The sequence below is a fragment of the Methylomonas methanica genome, from assembly GCF_001644035.1.
In the GTDB taxonomy this organism is placed as follows: domain Bacteria; phylum Pseudomonadota; class Gammaproteobacteria; order Methylococcales; family Methylomonadaceae; genus Methylomonas; species Methylomonas methanica_A.
In genome coordinates, this window is sequence record NZ_LUUG01000070.1 from 95,153 (window position 1) to 114,849 (window position 19,697).

The following is a 19,697-nucleotide window of genomic DNA, read 5'->3' on the forward strand; positions in this document are numbered from 1 at the left end:
TTATCAGTAGTATTCGTTGCGCAATACCATCACGCCGTCCATTTCCACGCCAACACCTTTCGGTAATGCCGCAACGCCAATCGCGGCGCGCGCGGGGTAGGGCTGGCTGAAATATTCGGCCATGATCTCGTTGACGATAGGAAAGTTGCTTAAATCGGTTAGAAACACATTGAGTTTGACGATGTCGTTGAAGTCGCCGCCGGCGGCTTCGGCTACGGCTTTCAGGTTATCGAATACCCGGCGGATATGCACGGCAATGTCGCCATCCACTACTTGCATGGTTTCCGGATCGAGCGGGATTTGTCCGGATAAGTAAACAGTCTCGCCGACTTTGATGGCTTGGGAATAGGTGCCGATGGCTTGCGGGGCCAACGGCGTCGAGATGATTTCCTTGTTCATACTATGCCTTGATGCGGGTGATTTTTAAAACGATGGAGAGTTTTTTCAGTTTGCGGATGATAGTGGCTAGATGCACGCGATCCTTTACGGCTAAGGTCAGCAAATCCACCGAGACGCGATCATCCTGGCTGACCACGGTAATATTTTCGATATTGGAATCCATGCTGGAGATGGTCGAGGCTATGGTGGCCAGCGAGCCGCGTTGGTTCAGCAATTCGATGCGGATTTCTGCGGGGAATTCGCCGCTGGCTTCCGGGCTCCATTCCACGTCCAGCCAAGTAGTCTGTTTCTTTCTGACTTCGTTGCTGTTACGGCATTCGTGATGATGGACGACGATGCCTTTGCCGGGATTGAAGAAGCCGATAATCGAGTCGCCGGGAATCGGCCGGCAGCATTTGGCCAGGCTGACTACGATGCCCTCGGTGCCTTTGATGATCAAAGGGGTTTTATGAGTGGATTCGTTATCGTCGAGTTTGACGGCTGCGTTCACATCGGTTTGGCTGATGCGTTTGGCCACCAGGAAGGGCATGCGATTGCCCAGGCCGATGTCTTCCAGCAACTCGTTCATCGAGTGTTTTTTCAACACCTGCAATACCTGAATGATGCGGGTATTGTCGACATTTTCCAGTTGAATACCCAGGCTCTGCAATTCTTTTTCCAGCAGGCGGCGGCCAAGATTGATCGCTTCCTGCTGGTTGAAGTTTTTCAAATAGGCGCGGATGCAACTGCGAGCCTTGGCGGTAGTGACGTAGTTTAACCATAAGGGGTTCGGTCTGGCCCAGGTGGCGGTGATCACTTCCACCGTCATGCCGTTTTCCAGCTTGGTTTGCAGCGGCACCAGTTTCTTGTCGATCCGCGCGGAAATACAGGCGTTGCCGACATCGGTATGCACCAGATAAGCAAAATCGACGATGGTCGCGCCGCGCGGCAGCTTGATGATCTTGCCCTTGGGGGTAAACACGAAAACTTCTTGCGGGAAAAGATCGACTTTTAAGTTATCGATGAATTCAAGCGAATCGCCAGCGGACTTTTGAATCTCCAATAAATCACGCAGCCATTCGTTAGCGCGGGCCTGGATGGTTTCGCTTTTATCGTTGTCGGATTTATACAGCCAATGCGCAGCAATCCCCGATTCCGAAAGACGATGCATCTCGTGGGTGCGAATCTGAATTTCGATGGGCACCCCGTAAGGGCCTATCAATATTGTATGTAGCGACTGATAACCGTTGGCTTTGGGCAAGGCTATGTAGTCCTTGAAGCGGCCGGGAACGGGTTTATATAAATTATGTACGCAGCCTAAAGCCCGATAACAGTCGTCGACTTGTTGGCAATAAATCCGGAAGGCGTAAACGTCGAAGACGTCGGTAAAGGAAATCCGTTTACTGAGCATTTTTTGATAAATGCTGGCGATATTTTTCTCTCGTCCAGCTACAGCACCGTCCAAGTTGGATTCGTTTAGACGATTTTGGATGGCATTCTGGATGGTATCGATGATTTCCTTACGGTTACCCCGCGATTTTTTTACGGCATTATTGATGGCCGTATAGCGGTTGGGGTAGAGCGCTTTAAAGCCCAACGATTCCAGCTGATGCCGAACATCGTTCATACCCAGACGATTAGCGATCGGGGCGTAAATTTCCAGCGTTTCCTTGGCGATGCGGCGTTTTTTATCGACCGGCATATTGCCCATGGTTTGCATATTGTGCAAACGGTCGGCGAGTTTGACGACAATTACGCGCAGATCTTGCGCCATGGCCAGGAACATTTTTCTGACGTTTTCCGCTTGTGCTTCCGCGCGCGAGCGGCTGTCGATTTTGGAGAGTTTGGTCACACCGTCAACCAGCTCGGCAACTTCGACGCCAAACTGCTCGCCCAGTTGCTCCTTGCTGATAGGGGTGTCTTCGATTACATCGTGCAGGATGGCCGCCATGATGCCATGGTGATCCATGTGCATGCTGGCCAGAGTGATCGCTACGGATACCGGATGGCAGATATAGGCTTCGCCACTTCTGCGGAATTGCCCGGAATGCGCAGCCGCGCCGAAATGGTAGGCGCGGATCACATCGTTGATTTGTTCTTGGTCGAGATAGCTGCGCAGGATTTCGCAGAGCTGATGAAGAAGTTTTTCTTCAGGATGCTCGATAGCAGGTAGCGCTGGTGCGAGTTTGACAGCTATCTCGGGCATGGGCGTTAGATTTCCAGATGGGTTTCCGAAACGTATCCCGCGCGATGCAAACGGTCGATATTTTCTTCGTTGACAAAGCCGGCAGCAATTTCGCGAAGCGCCAATACGGTGTCTTTGTCTTTGCCGCGCGGAATGAATTCATCGGCGCCTTTTTCCAACTGCCGTGCTCTTTTGCTGGCGAGTAACACCAATTTGAAACGGTTTTCAACATTTTCCAAACAATCTTCAACGGTAACGCGTGCCATGATTAAACCTTATCTGAGTTTGCGGGGGAGCTTTGCCCGGTAGACTGTAACAGTATCGAGCGGACAAGGTTGAATTATAAGATAAATGGCGCACTTAGGCCAATCGAGGCTGCAAGCGGATAGCTGGAGAAGGTAAAACGACAGGCAATAAAAAGCCCGCTATACGCGGGCCCGTCCTGTTTGTTGTAATTATTATTGTTATTGTGTTGGACGCCTGCCTTAGGGCAGTTTAGTCAAGCAATTACTATTTTATAGTTATTATTATCAGCCATTTTACTGGCTGTTTCCCTCCCCCCTCAAAGATACAACCCGTTAAGGTTGAACGCACTCCGTATTCAAGGTGGGCGAAGTGTATTTTAAAAAAAACCGGGTGTCCAACAAAAAAAGCAGTTTTATTTTGGGAAATAGTTTCGCCACGAAATTAATTTTCTTAAACAAAAACTTAGCTAGTATCAGGTTTTTCTAATGTTTGAAATTAGCGCTCCGCTCGGCGCGATTCTTCCTCGCTGAGAAAGAAATTAAGCCGTTCGTTCAGGATGGCCTGTAGTTGAAAGCTCAGAACGTTCTGCTGTTTTGCCAATCTGATTTGCATGATCGCCGCTTCGGTTTCGCCGCTGGCGTAATAGTACTCGGCCATGTAGCGATGCGATTCCCCTGGCTGCTTGAGGTCGGCGAAAATCTGCGCGAGTAGTTCGTAATAATATGGCTGGTCTTTCTCGCTGTCCGACAAGCTTTGTAATACTTGCTTCGCGCGTTGCGGTTGAGCGTTTTTGACTAGGCTGCGGGTATATTGGATTTTCAGGGCGTCGTTGCTGGGAAAGGTATTAATCGCTTTTTCAAATAATTTGCCGGCTTTTTCGTAGTCGTGAGCATCCATGGCCGTGCGGGCCAAGGCTGATATATATTGCGGTTGAGTCGGATATTGCTCGGTGAGTTTTTGAAAAATTTCGCTAGCGGCGGCATACTGTTGATTTTCCAAATACACCAAACCTATGCCGTAGCGGGCGACAGCTCTCTGCTCCTGCGTGCCTTGCATTTCAAGCGTGGTGAAATGCTGTAGCGGAGTGCGTTTGTCCTGTGCGGATAGCACGGTAAGCTTGGCTTTGGTCAACAAATACGCTAATGAATCCGGATATTGCCGGTACGGATAGATTTCCGCTCTGCCGCGGGTGTCGGCGACGCGGTTCTCGGATACCGGATGCGTCCTTAAAAATTCCGGTACGCCTTTGCCGTAATAACGGGTGGACTGCTGCAAGCGTTCGAAAAAGGTCGGCATGCTGCGCGGGTCGTAATTGGCGCCTGCCAAGGTTTGCATACCCACGCGGTCGGCTTCTTTTTCGTGGTCGCGGGTAAAGTCGATTTGAAACTGAATATTGCCGGCTTGGATTGCCATCAAAGCCGCTTGACCCATGTTGGGCGACTGGGTGCCGATTAAAATGGCCGCCAACGTGGCCGCGACTGTCGGAATCGACATTTTGCTGGCTTTTTCGATCGATCTATATAGATGACGTTGGGTAACGTGAGCAATCTCGTGAGCCATTACCGACGCCAGTTCGCTTTCTGCTTCGGTCAACAGAATTAAGCCGGAATTTACCCCGATGTATCCGCCCGGGCCGGCAAAGGCGTTGATATTGGGGTCCATCACGACAAAAAAGTGGAAGGGATTGGACGGTGTATCGCTATGGGACGCTAATTGCCGACCTATGTTCTGGATGTATTGCTGGATTTCCACATCCTGATTAATCTCGGTTTGTTGATGCAAATTGCGAAAAAATGCTTCGCCGAATTCCTTTTCCTGGGCGGGTGAAATGATGGCGCCAGCCGAATCGCCCATGTCCGGCAGTTGGATTTTTTCGATATCCAAGGCTCGCGGCGAAGAACAGAACAGGATCAGGCCAAGGCTAAAAATAAGAGGCTTAAGTGTCATGGAAGCTCGGACTGGAAGCGGTAAATTTGGTTCAAAGGCAAAACAATGCGCGGCAAAAACGGGCAGCTTGAGTGTGCTCGTATTAAAATACGCCAGATATCAGTTTAACGATTATTTTACAGCGCGATGAAATATGCCGTACAAGTTAATGCCAGTCCTTACGCCAGCAATGCCGGCCTGAATGCCTACCGGTTTATTCAAGCTGCGTTGGCGGCCGAGCACCAAATTCTGCGAGTATTTTTTTACAAGGAAGGCATCTATCATGCTTTTCGTTATGCAAATCCTCCGGATGACGAATTGTCGATTACCCAGCATTGGTCTGCTTTGGCTGAACAATATGGCTTGGATTTAGTGGTATGCATCTCAGCCGCACAGCGCCGGGGTTTGTTGTGTGCCGATGAAGCGGTGCGGCAGGATAAGCAGGATGACGATACGGCGCCAGGGTTTCGGATAGCCGGTTTGGGGCAATGGCTGGAAGCCACACTATTGGCGGACCGCAGTATTGTCTTCGGTTAGCTGTAATGAAACGCTATCTGTTTATTATGCGTCGCTTGCCTTACAGCGGTACTCATCTGCAAGAAACCCTGGACGTGATTTTGACTGCGGCTGCCTTTGATCAGCACGTTGCATTACTATTCGTCGACGATGCCGTGTGGCAATTGAAAAATCAGCAGCAGCCGGCCGGATTAGGTTTAAAGGATACCTCGGCAATTTTCCAGGCCTTGCAAATTTACGACGTCAACGATGTGTTCATAGAACAAGAGTCTTTGCAGGCGGCCGGGCTAACATCCACGGATTTGATCTTGCCTGTTGTCAGTCTGCCACGCGCCGAAGTTAGCGGCTTGATGCGCACTTATGACCTTATTATTCCTGATTGACGCGATGGAATTAAGCAGTTGAAGCCGCTTAAGCTAAAATTCCTTATTCGAAATATTACCCCACTTAAATAGACCGAGGACGAGCACACCATGGCGGATGAAATTGAAGAAAAAAGGCGCTATTTCCGAGTCAACGACACGATAAATCTGCTGCACAAAGTCATCGACAAAAAACACGTCGACGCCTTGAGTCATGTTTCGAATGATGTGTTGGGAAATTGTTCATTGACGTCCGCGTTGGACGTATTGGCGCAAGAAGCGCGAATGTTGTCGCCGCGTCTGGAAAGACGCGATCCGGAAATGTTCGAATACCTTAAGATCATCGACACCAAGATCAACCTGATCGCACAGGCGATCAGCGCGCAGAGCGAGGAGTTTTCCGAGCACGATACCCGCGAAGTGAGTCTCAGCGCGACCGGGTTGGCTTTTAGTAATGAAACGCCGATAGAGGTTGGTGAGCTATTGGAACTGCGGATGCTGCTGACCTCGTGTATGGCAGTCATCGTTGCCTACGCCAATGTCGTGCATTGTAAGGATATTTCGGCAGAGAGCCCGGAGCGGCCGTATTCTATTTGCGTCGAGTACGTCAACCTCACTGAAGACGATAGAGAGCTGTTGATCAAGCATGTCGTTAAAAAACAACTACAGCAATTGCGTGATAAAAACGAGTTTTAGCTGCGTAGTGCAGTTCTACAGCACGTTCGGCAGGTTGACGATTGATCTCTCCTAAACTCAAACAGTTGTTACATGTCCTGGCAGACGGTCAATTCCATTCTGGGACCGAATTGGCGGGCTTGCTCGGCGTCAGTCGTTCGGCAGTATGGAAGCACTTAAGCGCTTTATCTGAATTCGGTGTTGAGTTACTAGCGGTATCCGGCAAAGGCTACCGTCTGCATCGCCCCCTACAACTGCTGGAAGCGCAACTGATCGATCAGTATTTGGAGTCTTGGGTCAGACCGTTACTCGCTGAGCTGGAAATTCACGATCAGATTCATTCTACCAATACCTATTTATTGGAAAAGGCGCGGCAGGGCGCTGACATCGGCTCGGTCTGTCTGGCCGAACGGCAAACCGCGGGGAAAGGGCGGCGCGGTAGGCATTGGGTTTCGCCGTTTGGTCACAATATTTATTTATCGATTTTGTGGCGCTTCCAGGGTGGGCCGGCAGCGATCACCGGATTGAGTCTGGCGATGGGCGTGGCGGTAATCCGCGCGTTGCGAGGTTTCGGGATTGCCGATGTGGGTTTGAAATGGCCGAATGATATTTATTGGCGGCAACGTAAATTGGCCGGGATTTTGATAGAGGTGTCCGGAGAAACTAGCGGACCGTGCCACGCGGTGATGGGCTTGGGCTTAAATGTCTATTTGCCGGCGCATGAAGGGGAGGGTATCGAGCAGGATTGGGTCGATTTGCACGGTATTTTGGCAGAATCGATTCACGGTAAACGCAATGGGCTGGTAGGCGAATTATTGAATCAGTTGTTACCGGTGCTGGCGGAGTACGAGACCCGTTCGCTGGGTCATTATCTTGAAGAATGGCGTGGCTACGATTGCATGCAAGGCAAGCAGGTCGATATTTTTATGCACGAACAGACGTTTAGCGGCGTGGTAGCGGGCATCGACGATCAAGGCCTATTGCTGCTAGAACTAGCGGATGGTCAAATCCGCGCGTTCGCGTCGGGCGAAGTGAGTTTCCGACACCTATGATTTTACTGGTCGATATTGGCAACTCGCGTCTGAAATGGATCCAGGTAGATGCCGACCGGCTGCAACCGACGATTTTTATGGATTATCGGCAAGCGGATTTTTTAGAACGTTTGCGTGAGTTTTGGCTGAATATCCCAGCTCCCAAGCAAATAGCTATTGCGTCGGTATCGGAAAATTCTCTGACCTTGTTGCTGGTTGACATGGCGCGGGCACTATGGCCCGGCATTGAGGTAATCATTCCGCAGTCTTCGCCAACGGCTTTTAATGTCAAAAATGCGTATGCACAACCGGAAAAGTTGGGGGTGGATCGCTGGTTGGCATTGCAGGCGGCACATCGTTATTATCCGGGGGATACGTGTATTGTCGATTGCGGTACCGCCATTACAATAGATTTTATCGAGACCGATGGTAGCCATCTTGGCGGCTTAATCAGTCCGGGGCTGTTGTTAATGAAAAAATCCTTGGCGCAAAATACCGCCGCGCTGCCGTTTAGCGAAGAGCAGGCAGAGACAAGCTTGGCGGTCGTCACAGCGGCAGCCATCAATAACGGTACGTTGTTAGCAGCGGCAGGTCTGGTAGAGGCCGCCTTGGCGCGACAGCCCAAAGCGTATCGGCTGGTGTTGAGCGGAGGCGACGGCGAGACCTTAGCCAGACACCTGACAGTTCCAAGCATTGTCGACGGCGATTTGGTCTTTAAAGGTTTGCTCAATTATTGCCGAAATGAAAACGTCTCATGAAAGCGCTGTTTTTTTTGTTATGTCTGCTGAATGTGTTGTTTTTTTTCTGGAAGCTACATTTTGGTGCGCTGACGCCATCGGTCGAACCAGCCAGTAATATTCCGGCATTATTAATGGTAAGCGAAAGACAAACGGCTAGGCGTGGAGCACAAATTTCTACTTATCTGGATAGCGCGGCCGCTGAATTACAAGCTAAGCAAGCGACGGACATTCTGCAACGCTTGAATCCGCCCCACGCTGCTTGGATATTCAAAACCAGCACCCATGCTCCTAAGCCAGCAGTTTCCGGTAGGCAGCAAGCCGCGATCAATCATTGTTACGAGGCTGGACCGTTCAGCGATCAGGACGCGTTGCGGCGATGGGCCAATACTGAGCGTTTAGCTGAGTTCAAAGCCATGAACAAGTCAATAATTGTCGCGTCGGATTTCCAGGTTTACTACCCCGCTGGAAAAGATGCCGAGCAAACCCGTATCAATAAGATGATGTTAAAAGCCAAAGGATTTAACGATGTGTGGCCGGTAAGCGATGGCGACATCAAGGGGGCTATATCGCTCGGAGTGTTCAACGACCGGCAGCGCGCAACGCTTTATAAAAATCAGTTGGCCGACCAAGGTGTAAAAGTGGAGATCAGGCAGCGCAACAAGCTCCGAGATGAATTGTTCATTCGGTTCGTTGCGGCCCAGGGCACTACTTTCAAGAATGTTGGGTACACACGTCTGGCCGATTTAGACTGCGGAAATGCGTTGAAATAAGCGCCTGATGCCGACTGCGTTGATACTGACGCTTTAAGTGATTTTGAGCCGGATGAGACAAATTTAGTTTTATCCGGCTTTTTTATGTGCGCAGAATTACCTAGTCGCGGTTTCAAATTCAAAACGCACCGATTTGGTGACTTTTTTATCTAAAAGGCAAAAATCCTTCGTAACGTGTCGGTAATATTTACACCTCGTGCTTTGTGCGTCTGTAAGTTTTTGAAAAAAAACAAAAATAAATATGGCATTGTATTTGCTATACTGTGTTTGAGTGGATATTTGTACATATCCACTCCCCTTCTTAGTTGGGATTGAGGAACAATTTCAGCTACGGAGTAAGGTGGTCAAAAGGATGACCAATTGTTAACGTTAATTTTAAATGGGGAATATCCATGAAAACGCTTTTATCTTTAAAACTTTGGCTTGCTGTTTGCCTGTTTGCAGTTTCGACTGCAAGTTCGGCTGGCATCATTTGGGAATCAACTGATGGCGATAGCAATTTTATCTCCTTCGGTGCTTCATCATTCCCATTCCCTTCAAGCGACACTTTCGGTATTTTTTCAGCTACCGCTAATCTGGGTACAGATGCGCCTGTATACACCTTTTCCGGTGTAGGCAGTTTTTCATCTGCAAGCCCTTTTCAATTGGGTCTGTTGACAACAAGTGGTTGGGTGAGTGAGGCTGGAAATTTCGCACTGAGCGCTCCCAATACATTTATGTTGGCGTTTGTTAAGCCAGGTTTGACTAATAATTTGAGCTTTTTGTATGGATTTGATTTAAAACCCGCAGCAGATCAAAATCCTGTGTCAGGCGTACCTCTCCCTGCCTCTGTATGGTTTATGACGAGTGCTTTGTTGGGTTTCCTGTATACCGGTCGTCGTAAAGCGGCCGTTCAAGCCTAAGTATTTCGGGCTTTTAAACCGGATGGAGTCTAGTGCTCCATCCGGTTTTTTTATGTCTGTTGAAAATATCGGATTCATATATCTCTAACTCGGTAATGCAATAGTTGATGCTTGCTAGCTGAGGTTGAGCAGTTTATGCATGCAATGGGCTATAAAGTCAGCGTAGGTATCGATTTTAGATCAGGGTTTTTGATGTACTTATTGGACGCAAACATTGGTTTGCTTTTAGAGAAATACATCGTCAATTCTTAGTCTTAGTGCCAAGTGGTAAATCAGTGTTAATCTTTATGAACCTTGCATTTGCAACTCGTCATTCCCTCGAAGGCTGGAAGCGTTAAACCGCGCAAGCGAATCCAGTATGGCTCCCTAGGCTCCCGCCTTAGCGGGAGCGCCGATATTTCGATATTTAAGGGCAGGGTTAATAATTGCCTTTCTTCGCTGTTTTTCTGCTAAGGAACACGCCGAGAGCGCTACCGAATAGCCAAATTGGTGTGGGCAATGGAACTGGCTGAACGGAGCCGGACACAGGTTTGAACGACACCAATCTCAACAAATCGCCATTCAGAAAGTCGTTATTCGCCGCCAGGGTGAAGTAACCGGAACTGGTTGGTGCGTAGGACCCGGCTTTGGCATAAAGGTTAAATTCACCCGCGCCGCCGTCCCATCTAGCGCTCGTTCCCCAGCCGCCACCTTGCGTCCACTGCCCAAGCAATTGTTGGCTTAAGTCCAGCGTTTCTCCTGCGCTATCCCAGGTGGCAAAATCGAAATCGGTCATCTGAAAAGTGCCGTTTCCTAAGCCGCCTGTGGCGTTGGAAACGGTCAATGTGAAAGCTTTGATTACCTCATTGCTACCCAAGTCAAGAAAAGTCGAGCCTGGATTAGGAATCAGTTGGTCGTCCAGGCTGATGATGCCTTGCGCTGTGGCACCGTTTCCAAATGCTAAGCCGCTGTAATCCAAACTAAAAGTAAGTATTGCGGCGTGAGCGTTGCTGACCGCGCATATTGGGATTAGTGCAATCAGGCTGGTTTTAAATAGTTGTTTGAGCTGTGTGTTCATTGTTGTTCTGGTTCAGTTTGAATAAGAAACCATTCCGGTTCGGCAGGTATGACAAGTGCCTTGCGAATGGGGGTTATTAACCCGGCGTTTAAGTTCCCCGGAGCCGACACTCCCAAAAAACGAGAGAACTAGGCTTCGGCTCATGCAGGAGAAACGATATTTAAAGGCTGGGTTAATAGCTTGCCGAAGTGCCGGGACTGGAACATATGGCAGCCCCGGCAGCAGTTACTAACCGCCGCTGACGATCATAGTTCGCGCTTGATTCTTCAGATTTATAGCGTTTTGCATGAGTGTCGAGCGGTTTGGATAAAACTTATTCGTGGCTTGTGTTTCGTAATAAAGCGCTTGTTGCAGTTTGTCCAACGCATCCGGATAGGGATTGATCACCGCTTCCTTGAGCACGTCGATAGCATCCTGAGTATCGGCAATCGCCAATTTCAAGGTTTTAACGCTTTGATCGCCGCTCAATGCAATGGCTTTTTGGTCCAAAAGATTTGAGCTGCGGATGTTTTCCAGTACGTTGATCGAACGCAGGAATAAGGCTACGGCAATAACTTGCGAAGAATCCAGCTTGCCTTGACGATTAGCTTTGCTTGAGGTGAATGCGCCTGGCGAACTGTTAAATGCGTCGGAGCTGTAAAAAGCTACGGTCTCTTCCAGCGTAGTCACACTGTTGTTGTGGAAGAACGGCGCGGTATCGGCGGCTTCGATTAGCGACGGGGTGTTGAAGCGATTCAAGCCGTGATGGCCCGTAGGACGAGTAGTGGTGCCGGCGGGTGCAACACTGCCGTCGCTATAACAGGTTTCGTTAAAGTTCGGACCGCAATCGGTTTGTAGTGTTTGTCCGAAACCGCCATCGTAGGCCAGATTAGGATCGGCCAAATGATGCAACTGGTCGCGCATGCGCTCTACGCCGGTGTCGCGGGTAGGATTGGCATTGGTGGTGGAGCTGATGCCGCCGGCGTTGGAGTGACAGCCGTTGCAGTTGCCGGTGGTGCCGAATAAGACCGTACCGTCCGCAAGTTTCGGATTGTTTTTGGTGTTAAACAATAACAAGCCGTTTTGTACCAGCGGCGACTTGAAATACATATTGGCAAGATTGATTTCTTCGCTGCGACCAAGAGACAACATATAGGCTTCCAAAGCGTCCAGTTCGGCTTCGGTGGGTAATCTAAAGTCGATGTTTTCGGCACGAGTCAGGGTTTTGGGTAAATGCTGAATGATGGCGCCCTTAGCGAAATCTCGCAGCGATCCGCCGTCGGGTGCACCGTCTCCTGACCAACCGATAGCATGAGTATGCGTACCGGATTGCTGCGCTTCGGGATCGTGAGCATTGAAATAATCGGTATCCTGAGTAAATTCGCCGTTGCCGTAACCTGGATTGACGGTTTTTTCGAAGGTCAAGGTGTTGGCTATACCAAGCAGATGCGACGAGCTGCGCAACACCGGCGGTCTATCGAAGCCATCGACGTTGGCCACGAATAAACCAAACTGTCTAAGCAGCGCAGGTTTTTCCAGATCGGCCAGCACCGGATTGGTTTCGGCAACAAACAGTGGATCGGTTTTCGGCAACTTGGCAATATAACCAGGGTCGATCGTGTGGTTATTGTCCGGCCTATGGCAGGTGGCGCAAGTACGGCCGTTACCGTTAAAGGTTTGTTCGGTAAACAGCTGTTGACCGGTGGCAATCAATTGCGTCATTTGTTCGGGAGAGGTGGCAGCAGAGGACGTCACCGCCGCTTGCGCGGTTTTGGGTAATAAAAATTCGAACGCAGTTTGTGCGGGTGGGGTATTTTTTTCCGTTGAGACAGAGCCTATCGTTGCCGCCGGCCAATAGCGCTCGGTGTAGTAAAGCCTTTGCAGTAGGCTTGGCGAGCCGAATAACAGGCCGCCGGCTTGTGGTGTCTCTCCGGACTTGGCAACTGCGACGGCGTCCATCGTAAAGCCGGCGAAACGGTCGCGGTCCAGTTGAGTTGTTAGTATATGTTTGTCGTCACGCGCCGACAAAGGACCGATTTTGACCGCTTTCTCGTTCGGGTTATCGCCGGATTTGTGATTGTCCAGCAGCCAAACATCGTACTGTTCTTGATTGGATAAGCCGTTGACCGCGACTTGTAATCGGCCGTTGACCAGATTCAACGCTGCTTCGCCGCTGGCGGCGGTAAATTGTCGAGATTGCGCTCGCGAAAAACTCAAGCCGACACGTAAAACCTCTAGGTTTCCTTGTTCTTCGTGCGCGGATTTCCAGCGTTCGTACACTTTATTCAAGGCGTCGGCATTGCCATGGCCGGTGAAAGGGGTTTCCGGTTTGGGGGTGAGAGCATAGCCCAAAGCGATTGCGGCGACAAAAGCCAAGGGAATTTTTAATTGTTTTTTCATGCTTATAATCCTGGGTTGAGCTAAATAAGGCTGATGCGGCGGACAACGACGGGATTTGATAGAAAGCACGGTTCCCGATGTTTCTGATCATGGTAACCAATTGAATTGTGTTCCAGCGCGGCATCCCCTTCGCAACAGCAATAGCCATGCCTGATTATGTTTCATAGAAATCTGGTATAAAAATGTCTTAAAAATCAATTGCAAGACGTTTTTGTGTTCTGATTTTGCTAGTTGGGGTCAAGCATAAGAGGGCCGCTAGATGATTTTTTCGATATGTCAAACTTTTAGCTTCCGGGTGAATGGGTCATATGCCTCAGGTGAGCGTTATATGACACAGTTATTTAGATTGCCGGCGCTTAAATTACTGTAAGTTTTCTATAAACAGTTTTATTAGAGGATTTTGTAGGAAATATTTTTTTGTATGGCAAATTCCAACATAAACTTTCTGGTTTTTGCGTACGGATTCCTATGGGAAGTAAGTTTTGTATATTTCACGCGTCAGAAACTAGGTGATTTCCCTTAATTTCCAGATTGTCAGGGTTCTGCGGCCGAACTGAGTGGCTTGCGGCAAAACCGCTTACAGTTGATGTGAATCGGGTGTTCCCGGTTAATGGCTAGGAAATGTGATCGCTTTGAATAGGCCGGGCGTTCACAGGCATGAATTTCGCTTCCCAGCCCCTAATTAAGCTAATTTTCGTAGCCAAACTCCTCTATAAATGTTTGCAGCTCAGGCAGGATGGTTGTGTATTCCGCTCGATAATGCTGCCAACGGCCAACCGATGATGAATATAAAGGTTGCGCGACTTGGCTAAAACTGGGGCTGGCGATGTATTTTTCAGCTGCTTTTTTATGGAATTGAGCGACTGCCGGATCCCACTCCAAACCAATAAAATCAAACACCTTACGGAATGCCGGTTCGAAGTTGAATACCGCGTCTTCGTATCGGAATTCGATAAAGCGCATCGTTAATTGGGGTCTAATAGTCAGCCACCAATCCATGACTTGGGCATAAAACCGGGCAGTGCTCTTCCAGTTTATTAATTGCACAGTTGATGGCGTCGGCAACATGGTTTGCATGAAGCAACTCAAACAAACGTCGCGCGGATCGCGCAGTAAAAACACCAGCTTGGCGTCCGGGAAAATGCAGTTGATCAAGCCTAAGTCAATGGTGTTCATGGTGGTTTTGTCCAGCAATAACCGGGTTCCTATTTTATCGCCATACAAGGCGTGGGCCCGATGCCAGTAAAAGGCCCGTAAATGCAACACGCCGGTTAAGTCGAGTTTTCGCAGTTGTTCTGGCAGGCTACCTTGTCCATTCGAAAGGCGGTCCAATTCCTTCGCCACTGAGGCAATCAGATCGGTTTCGTCGGCGACAAAAACGTCCGGGTGGGCGGCCAGTACTTCCTGGGTCAGTGTGGTGCCGGTGCGCATAAAACCCAGCAGAAAAGTCGGCGCGGGTTGATTGGCCGGAAAGTCGGCATTGGCCCAGTGTCCCAGCAATTCGCTGTCAAATTCCGCCTTATAGTTTTCCAGCATTTTAGGGACTAAACCGGCGTCTTGGCGTTTTACCTCAGGCAAACGCGGCGCTACTTCGGCAGCGGCATGCAAATGAACGAAGACTCGGTCGTATTCACCGAGTTTGTCCAGGATGCGAGCTAACTCTTTATTGGCTCGGAACTGTTCTTCCGCAGTCAGTAAGGGATTTTGCAATACCTTTTCCAATCGTTGTCTGGCTTCGTGGTTGAGGCCGTCCGCAGCTTCCAAGGTTGCGAGAAGAATCGATAGAACCGCGCTGTTTGGCGCCAGTTTCAATGCTTGTCTGCCGGCAGCGAGGGCGGGCTTTTTCTGATTTAGGCGGGAATGTGTCAAGGCCAACAATTGATAGCCGCGCAGGTATCCTGGGTTTATTTGCACGGCTTGTTTACATATCCCCAGTGCGCCAGGAAAATCGTTCCAATACTGCAATTGGTCCACTAAATCCAGAGCCAAACCAATGTCGCGGCTTTTACGGGCCTTTTTTAAAAGCAGTTGCCCGGACTGATGAAGGTGTGCCAAGCCTTCCTCGCGCTTACCCAGCCAACAGAGCGATTGTCCGAGGCAGGCCATGATTTGCGGATCTTTGGGGCTATCCGCAGCCGCCTTGGTAAACCATGCCACGGCTTCGCTGAAGTTTTTCTGTTGGACGGCGGTTTGGCCGAGATGCATGAATGGGGTCATGGTAATTATGGTTTGCTAATTCAAGCTTCAAAAAAGGTTTGTGAGATGGCGTTCGTTGACGTCCCGCGAATACCTCTCCCGTTTGTTTTTGTTATTTTACGTTACAGGTGGGAGAGAGTGTCACTCAGGCGGAAGAGCTAAGGAAAAGTAATTCTGGCGACTATTGCTGATTCATTATTTTGGAGCAGATAGACCTGTTCGGCCGAGCATGGTCCGAACAGGTTAATACGGCTTAATGGCTTTGAGTGTTATGCAAGTGCGCGTTTACGGCGTTGCAAGCCAATAAAACCCGTCACAGCGCTACCAAACAACCATACCGCGCCCGGAACGGGAACCGCTGCGATCGTCAATTGATAGTCGTTGCGGGTTTCTATCCAGTCTCCCGCTTGAAAGCCACCCAGCATGATGGTGTATATTTTGCCGGCCTCAGCAGTAAATGTAGCGCTATTGCCGATGACGTCATCGAGTATCAGGGCGGTGAGTCCGCTGCCGCCAAAGGGATTGGGGTCGGTAATTTGGGTGTCATTATTACCTACGGCTTGCGCGCTGGCCGGATCAATTGAATGCCAGGCGCCGTGGTGAGAATAGTTGGCGGTTCCAGTATTTTTGCCTTCAAACACAGTAAATCCATAATCCGGAGTTTCGTTAAGAGTGCCATTGCCCAGCAGGCTGGAAATCGAAAGGGTGACAGTCTGAGTGACGTTGGACTTGAACAAACCGATATCGGTGTCGTGTTTCCAACCGTCGCTAGCGCCGTCGTGCCATGCGCCTTTTGCGGTATCAATATCCGCATAGTTGAACGTCGTGCCGTCCGCCAGGACCGTGCCGCCGTAGCGGGTGTTGGAGTCCAGCCTGGACACGACTGCGGTTTCGCCGGCGCCGATGACCGCAGTCCAGTTTAATGTCTGTGTGCCTGAATAGTTGAAGTTTGAATCGGTACGTGCATCGTTGCCAACCCAGGGTACTGCCACATTTCCTGCGGCAACAACCTTTGTCGGATTATTGCTGGTGGTTGGACCATTCCCGCAGGTGCTGCCTGCCGCACCGCACGCATTAGTGCCGGTTCTCATCCAGCCATCCGTTCCATTGCCACCGGACACCAATGTGTTAGGCGCGGAACGGTCATGGTTGAACGCATTATACGAGACAGTAGCGGCGGCAGCGGCGTCCGATGTGGAAATAGCGGTAATGGTGACGCCAGTCAAGGCAAAAGCAATGGCCTGAGATAACTTGGTTTTTAGCATGTAATTCCTCGCAATAATATATGTTTGCCGATTTGAAAAGGGGGAGGGGGTCGGCCTTAGTTACATTTAGAAGAATGTGTGGCGGCGGTGAAGCTGTTCTAAAAGCTAATTAACATCGACGATCACTGTAGGTCTTCAAAATGATGTGCCTGAGTTAACGGAGGCACACTCGGTTAAAAGCACATAGTATGCCATTCGTAATTACATGAAATTTATAGAAATAAATGCCTTTTGTCGTCATGAGTGCGTGATATGCCGCACTTTGTGTGAAATGACCTAATTTCAAATGGAAGGCTATTCAAGTTATCGCTAAAGAGTGTTTTAGTAACCTACTTCGCGGACGGTTATGTTTTTTGGCGAGAAATATGGAGCATGTGGTCAGGGATATAAAACTGTTGCTAACGGGGGCTGGCAAGGTTAAAAGCCGAAAGTCCAAGTGGCATTTAAGGTGCCTTCTCTTTCCAACTGGTGTCCATTGAAATCGTCAGCAATCGGTTGCAGCCATTCGATGCTGAAATTGTGACCGGCGAGCGCGCCGTCGGGAAGGGTGGCGTTTAAACCCAAACCGATATCCCAAAAGCGTCCACCATAATTGCCGGTGTGGTCAACTGTTGAGCTCAGTGAGTGACTGCGGTTGAATTGACCTTTAATCGCGCCTTGTTCGGAATAAATGCCGCGCAACGATGTAGAAAGCCAATTTAATACTTTGTAACTACCCCATGCGGTGGATTGGAATGCGTCGCCCAGGGCATAACCAACGCGATTTCTATCCTGCATGCGTTTGATGCCGCTCATTTGTGCACCCCAAGACCAGTCTGCAAATTGACCGGTGTAGGTCAAGCTGGGTCTGAAATCCCAAGTGCCGCTGCCGAGCTGCATCCCATAATCCTGGACTTGGCTGGTCAGGGCGTCTTGCCCATCGACGGTCACTTCGTTACTGCCGGTGGGAGCGCTGACACCAAGCCCGACATGCAGGTGATGGTTGGGCGTGTCGAAGGCTTTGAACATGGCGGTCATAATGGTATCGCCGAGGCCGCCGCTACTATGGCCGCTGCCATGTTCATTACTAGCGGTGGAACCGGGAATGTTCGATAACGACATTTTCATGTCCATGATTTGCGGCATCAACATCAAATTCAGCCAATCGGTGGGTGCATACATGATGTCCAGCATGTGCATATTCATGCTCATTTCACTGGGACGCGAGGCGCATTGGTAGTTGCCGCAGGCTGAGTTCAACAAAGATGCGTCGTCCACCGTGCCCGAGCCAAATTGCATGCCGCCGGTTTGATTGGTGTAGGCGTACCGGTAGCCGACCATCAGCTCACCGGGGGTGTTCATCATGTGGCCGAACATAACGCCGGCGGGTAGCGGTGCGCCGTGGTTGTGATGCATGTGATTAGCATGTTCGCCGGACTGCGAACTTAACGCGGATAGATTGACGTTCAATCCGCCATGCACCATGTAATAGCTGTAGTCGGCGTAACTGTTATCCAGACCGCCGCCTAACTTCAAACCGCTTTGCCGGGTGTAATACTCAAAGCCGGCATCCAGCGTCACACCTTTATTGAATTGTTTGCTGAAGGTAATCCCGCCGCTCAAGGCGCCAAAATCCGCTAGGCGAAAATCGCTGGAATAATGTCCATCAGCGCGCGGCGCTAAAAAATACGGCGCAAAAAATTCGGCTTGCGACTGTGAGTAATAGCGAAAGCTTGGCGTGATGGTAATGCCCATCGGTAAGGATTGATACCATTTGAGCTCAACAGTATGTGAATTCACTCCCCAATCGTCGGCGTAAAAACGGTAATCAAAATGCACCGAGGCATCCAGTGAAGGAATATATTGGTTGATGCGGTTGGAAATAGACCATTGATTGCGTAGATCCGGTCTCACTTCCCGAAACAGTTCCGTGCCAACCATTTCCAGTTTGGTGATGGCATTCCAGTCGATCGGCGCACCGTTAGAGCCTTGATAGATTTGATAGTATTCCTCCGGAGTCACTTCGCCACGGATGTACACGTATTTGTAAGGGTTGCTCAAATAGCCGTTTTGCCGTGTATAGCTGGCAGACGAATGGAACAGGGTGTTTTTGCTTAAAATTTGCGAAAAACCTAGATTAAAACCATGGGATGCGCTGGTCTCATTCAGTGCCTGATAATTGGGAGAATTGTCATTATCGCCATGCGTGTGTTCGTCGGCTGCGCCGTGGGCGGCGTCGGTGCTTCGCGTAATTTGATTGCTGGAAATATTGTAACCAGCGGATACGGTACTTAGTTTGTTGTTAAATTCGTGACTTAAAGTCACTGAGCCGAAATTGGAGATAAAGTCAGGTTCTTCGGACATGCCGCCGGAAAACGCCAAGGTGTTGTCGTCAAAATAATATTTGCCGCTGAAAGTCGGCATGGTGCGGGTTTCCAGCGGTTGCTGTTGATATTTTTGGACGATGGAGGACATCGGTGGAATCATCCGATTCAGGACATTTCTATACGCATCGATCACCAACTGTTGAAACAAGTTGGCCTGCATGGCGTTGATCGCTGAGACTTGCTGATTGTATTGGGCAATTGTCGCGGCGTCGGCGCCAGTCAGCCGGGAATAACTAACGTCATCCAGGCGCATTTTGTAGGCGGATCCGGCAGTGATGAACGAATCGGGTTCGCCGATAAAATGAATCCAGACCGCGTAAATATTTTTAAAATCATTCCCCAGTACCATGATGCCGTTAAAGCTGTCCGCGCTGGTGTTATTAACACTTTTATAAGCCGCTCGTGTCGCATAATTAGTGCCGTCTCCACTGGATAAACTGAGATTCTGCGCTTGGCTGAAGCCTAAAATCTCCCAGGCGCCAGCTCTACGATTGACAAACGGGCTGGAAGTGGACCAGGGAGCCGAAAACCGCATAGATTTCAGGTCGAACGCCTGTCCGTCCTGGGCGCGAATATATATGCCTGAAGAATCGTTGTGATAAGCCACTTCATATAATTCGGTAACGCCGTCAGCGGCAAAATCATTCTGTTCTTGATGCAGATGGTTGGTAGGATTGGCATCGCTCACCACGCCCATCACAAA

At 49.7% G+C, this 19,697-nt stretch carries 16 protein-coding genes; 7 read left to right on the top strand and 9 right to left on the bottom strand.

Going from position 1 to position 19,697, the window contains the following annotated elements:
• Nucleotides 1-3 precede the first annotated feature (3 nt).
• The 4 genes from A1332_RS11455 to A1332_RS11470 all read right to left on the bottom strand — a co-directional run bounded on the left by A1332_RS11455 (nucleotide 4) and on the right by A1332_RS11470 (nucleotide 4,756).
• Entirely contained in the window at nucleotides 4-399 is a 396-nt protein-coding gene (locus tag A1332_RS11455; RefSeq protein WP_064008613.1) for a RidA family protein, read from the bottom strand.
• A gap of 1 nt (nucleotide 400) precedes the next feature.
• Nucleotides 401-2,584 carry a RelA/SpoT family protein gene (locus A1332_RS11460; protein WP_064008614.1) on the bottom strand — a complete coding sequence of 728 codons (2,184 nt, stop codon included), beginning with the start codon at nucleotides 2,582-2,584 and terminating at the stop codon, nucleotides 401-403.
• Nucleotides 2,585-2,589: 5 nt separating this feature from the next.
• Nucleotides 2,590-2,829, bottom strand: coding sequence for a DNA-directed RNA polymerase subunit omega (rpoZ, locus tag A1332_RS11465; protein ID WP_020482113.1), 240 nt, complete (start codon nucleotides 2,827-2,829; stop codon nucleotides 2,590-2,592).
• Between the two features lie 475 nt (nucleotides 2,830-3,304).
• Nucleotides 3,305-4,756: a M48 family metalloprotease gene (locus A1332_RS11470; protein WP_064008615.1), complete on the bottom strand. Its 1,452-nt coding sequence runs from the start codon at nucleotides 4,754-4,756 to the stop codon at nucleotides 3,305-3,307.
• 126 nt (nucleotides 4,757-4,882) lie between these two features.
• On the opposite strand from A1332_RS11470, the gene tusD reads away from it, so the two are divergent.
• The 7 genes from tusD to A1332_RS24775 all read left to right on the top strand — a co-directional run bounded on the left by tusD (nucleotide 4,883) and on the right by A1332_RS24775 (nucleotide 9,731).
• Nucleotides 4,883-5,272, top strand: coding sequence for a sulfurtransferase complex subunit TusD (gene tusD, locus A1332_RS11475; RefSeq protein ID WP_064008616.1), 390 nt, complete (start codon nucleotides 4,883-4,885; stop codon nucleotides 5,270-5,272).
• 5 nt (nucleotides 5,273-5,277) lie between these two features.
• Complete coding sequence (tusC, locus tag A1332_RS11480) at nucleotides 5,278-5,634, top strand: sulfurtransferase complex subunit TusC (RefSeq protein ID WP_064008617.1); 357 nt, start codon at nucleotides 5,278-5,280, stop codon at nucleotides 5,632-5,634.
• Between the two features lie 90 nt (nucleotides 5,635-5,724).
• The gene (locus A1332_RS11485) at nucleotides 5,725-6,309 is read left to right on the top strand and encodes a PilZ domain-containing protein (RefSeq protein WP_064008618.1); all 585 of its coding nucleotides are present in this window, start codon (nucleotides 5,725-5,727) and stop codon (nucleotides 6,307-6,309) included.
• Between the two features lie 41 nt (nucleotides 6,310-6,350).
• Nucleotides 6,351-7,340 carry a bifunctional biotin--[acetyl-CoA-carboxylase] ligase/biotin operon repressor BirA gene (gene birA / locus A1332_RS11490; RefSeq protein ID WP_064008619.1) on the top strand — a complete coding sequence of 330 codons (990 nt, stop codon included), beginning with the start codon at nucleotides 6,351-6,353 and terminating at the stop codon, nucleotides 7,338-7,340.
• The gene (locus A1332_RS11495; RefSeq protein ID WP_064008620.1) at nucleotides 7,337-8,077 is read left to right on the top strand and encodes a type III pantothenate kinase; all 741 of its coding nucleotides are present in this window, start codon (nucleotides 7,337-7,339) and stop codon (nucleotides 8,075-8,077) included. Before birA ends, A1332_RS11495 begins: the two co-directional genes overlap by 4 nt.
• The gene (locus tag A1332_RS11500; protein WP_064008621.1) at nucleotides 8,074-8,829 is read left to right on the top strand and encodes a hypothetical protein; all 756 of its coding nucleotides are present in this window, start codon (nucleotides 8,074-8,076) and stop codon (nucleotides 8,827-8,829) included. Before A1332_RS11495 ends, A1332_RS11500 begins: the two co-directional genes overlap by 4 nt.
• A 392-nt stretch (nucleotides 8,830-9,221) precedes the next feature.
• Nucleotides 9,222-9,731: a hypothetical protein gene (locus A1332_RS24775; protein ID WP_082879654.1), complete on the top strand. Its 510-nt coding sequence runs from the start codon at nucleotides 9,222-9,224 to the stop codon at nucleotides 9,729-9,731.
• 418 nt (nucleotides 9,732-10,149) lie between these two features.
• Here the strand turns inward: A1332_RS24775 and A1332_RS11505 are convergent, their stop codons facing one another.
• From A1332_RS11505 to A1332_RS11525, 5 genes are all read right to left on the bottom strand, one after another.
• Complete coding sequence (locus A1332_RS11505) at nucleotides 10,150-10,788, bottom strand: hypothetical protein (RefSeq protein WP_064008622.1); 639 nt, start codon at nucleotides 10,786-10,788, stop codon at nucleotides 10,150-10,152.
• A gap of 228 nt (nucleotides 10,789-11,016) precedes the next feature.
• Nucleotides 11,017-13,167, bottom strand: a complete 2,151-nt coding sequence (locus A1332_RS11510; RefSeq protein ID WP_157203996.1) for a c-type cytochrome — start codon at nucleotides 13,165-13,167, stop codon at nucleotides 11,017-11,019.
• A 687-nt stretch (nucleotides 13,168-13,854) separates the two neighbouring features.
• Nucleotides 13,855-15,384 (bottom strand): tetratricopeptide repeat-containing sulfotransferase family protein, encoded by a 1,530-nt coding sequence (locus A1332_RS11515; RefSeq protein WP_231890272.1) that lies wholly within the window; start codon nucleotides 15,382-15,384, stop codon nucleotides 13,855-13,857.
• A 248-nt stretch (nucleotides 15,385-15,632) separates the two neighbouring features.
• Nucleotides 15,633-16,628 carry a hypothetical protein gene (locus A1332_RS25990; protein WP_064008624.1) on the bottom strand — a complete coding sequence of 332 codons (996 nt, stop codon included), beginning with the start codon at nucleotides 16,626-16,628 and terminating at the stop codon, nucleotides 15,633-15,635.
• Nucleotides 16,629-17,045: 417 nt separating this feature from the next.
• Nucleotides 17,046-19,697, bottom strand: a 2,652-nt coding sequence (locus A1332_RS11525) for a DUF3570 domain-containing protein (RefSeq protein WP_157203997.1), incomplete at its 5' end; no start/stop codon positions are given.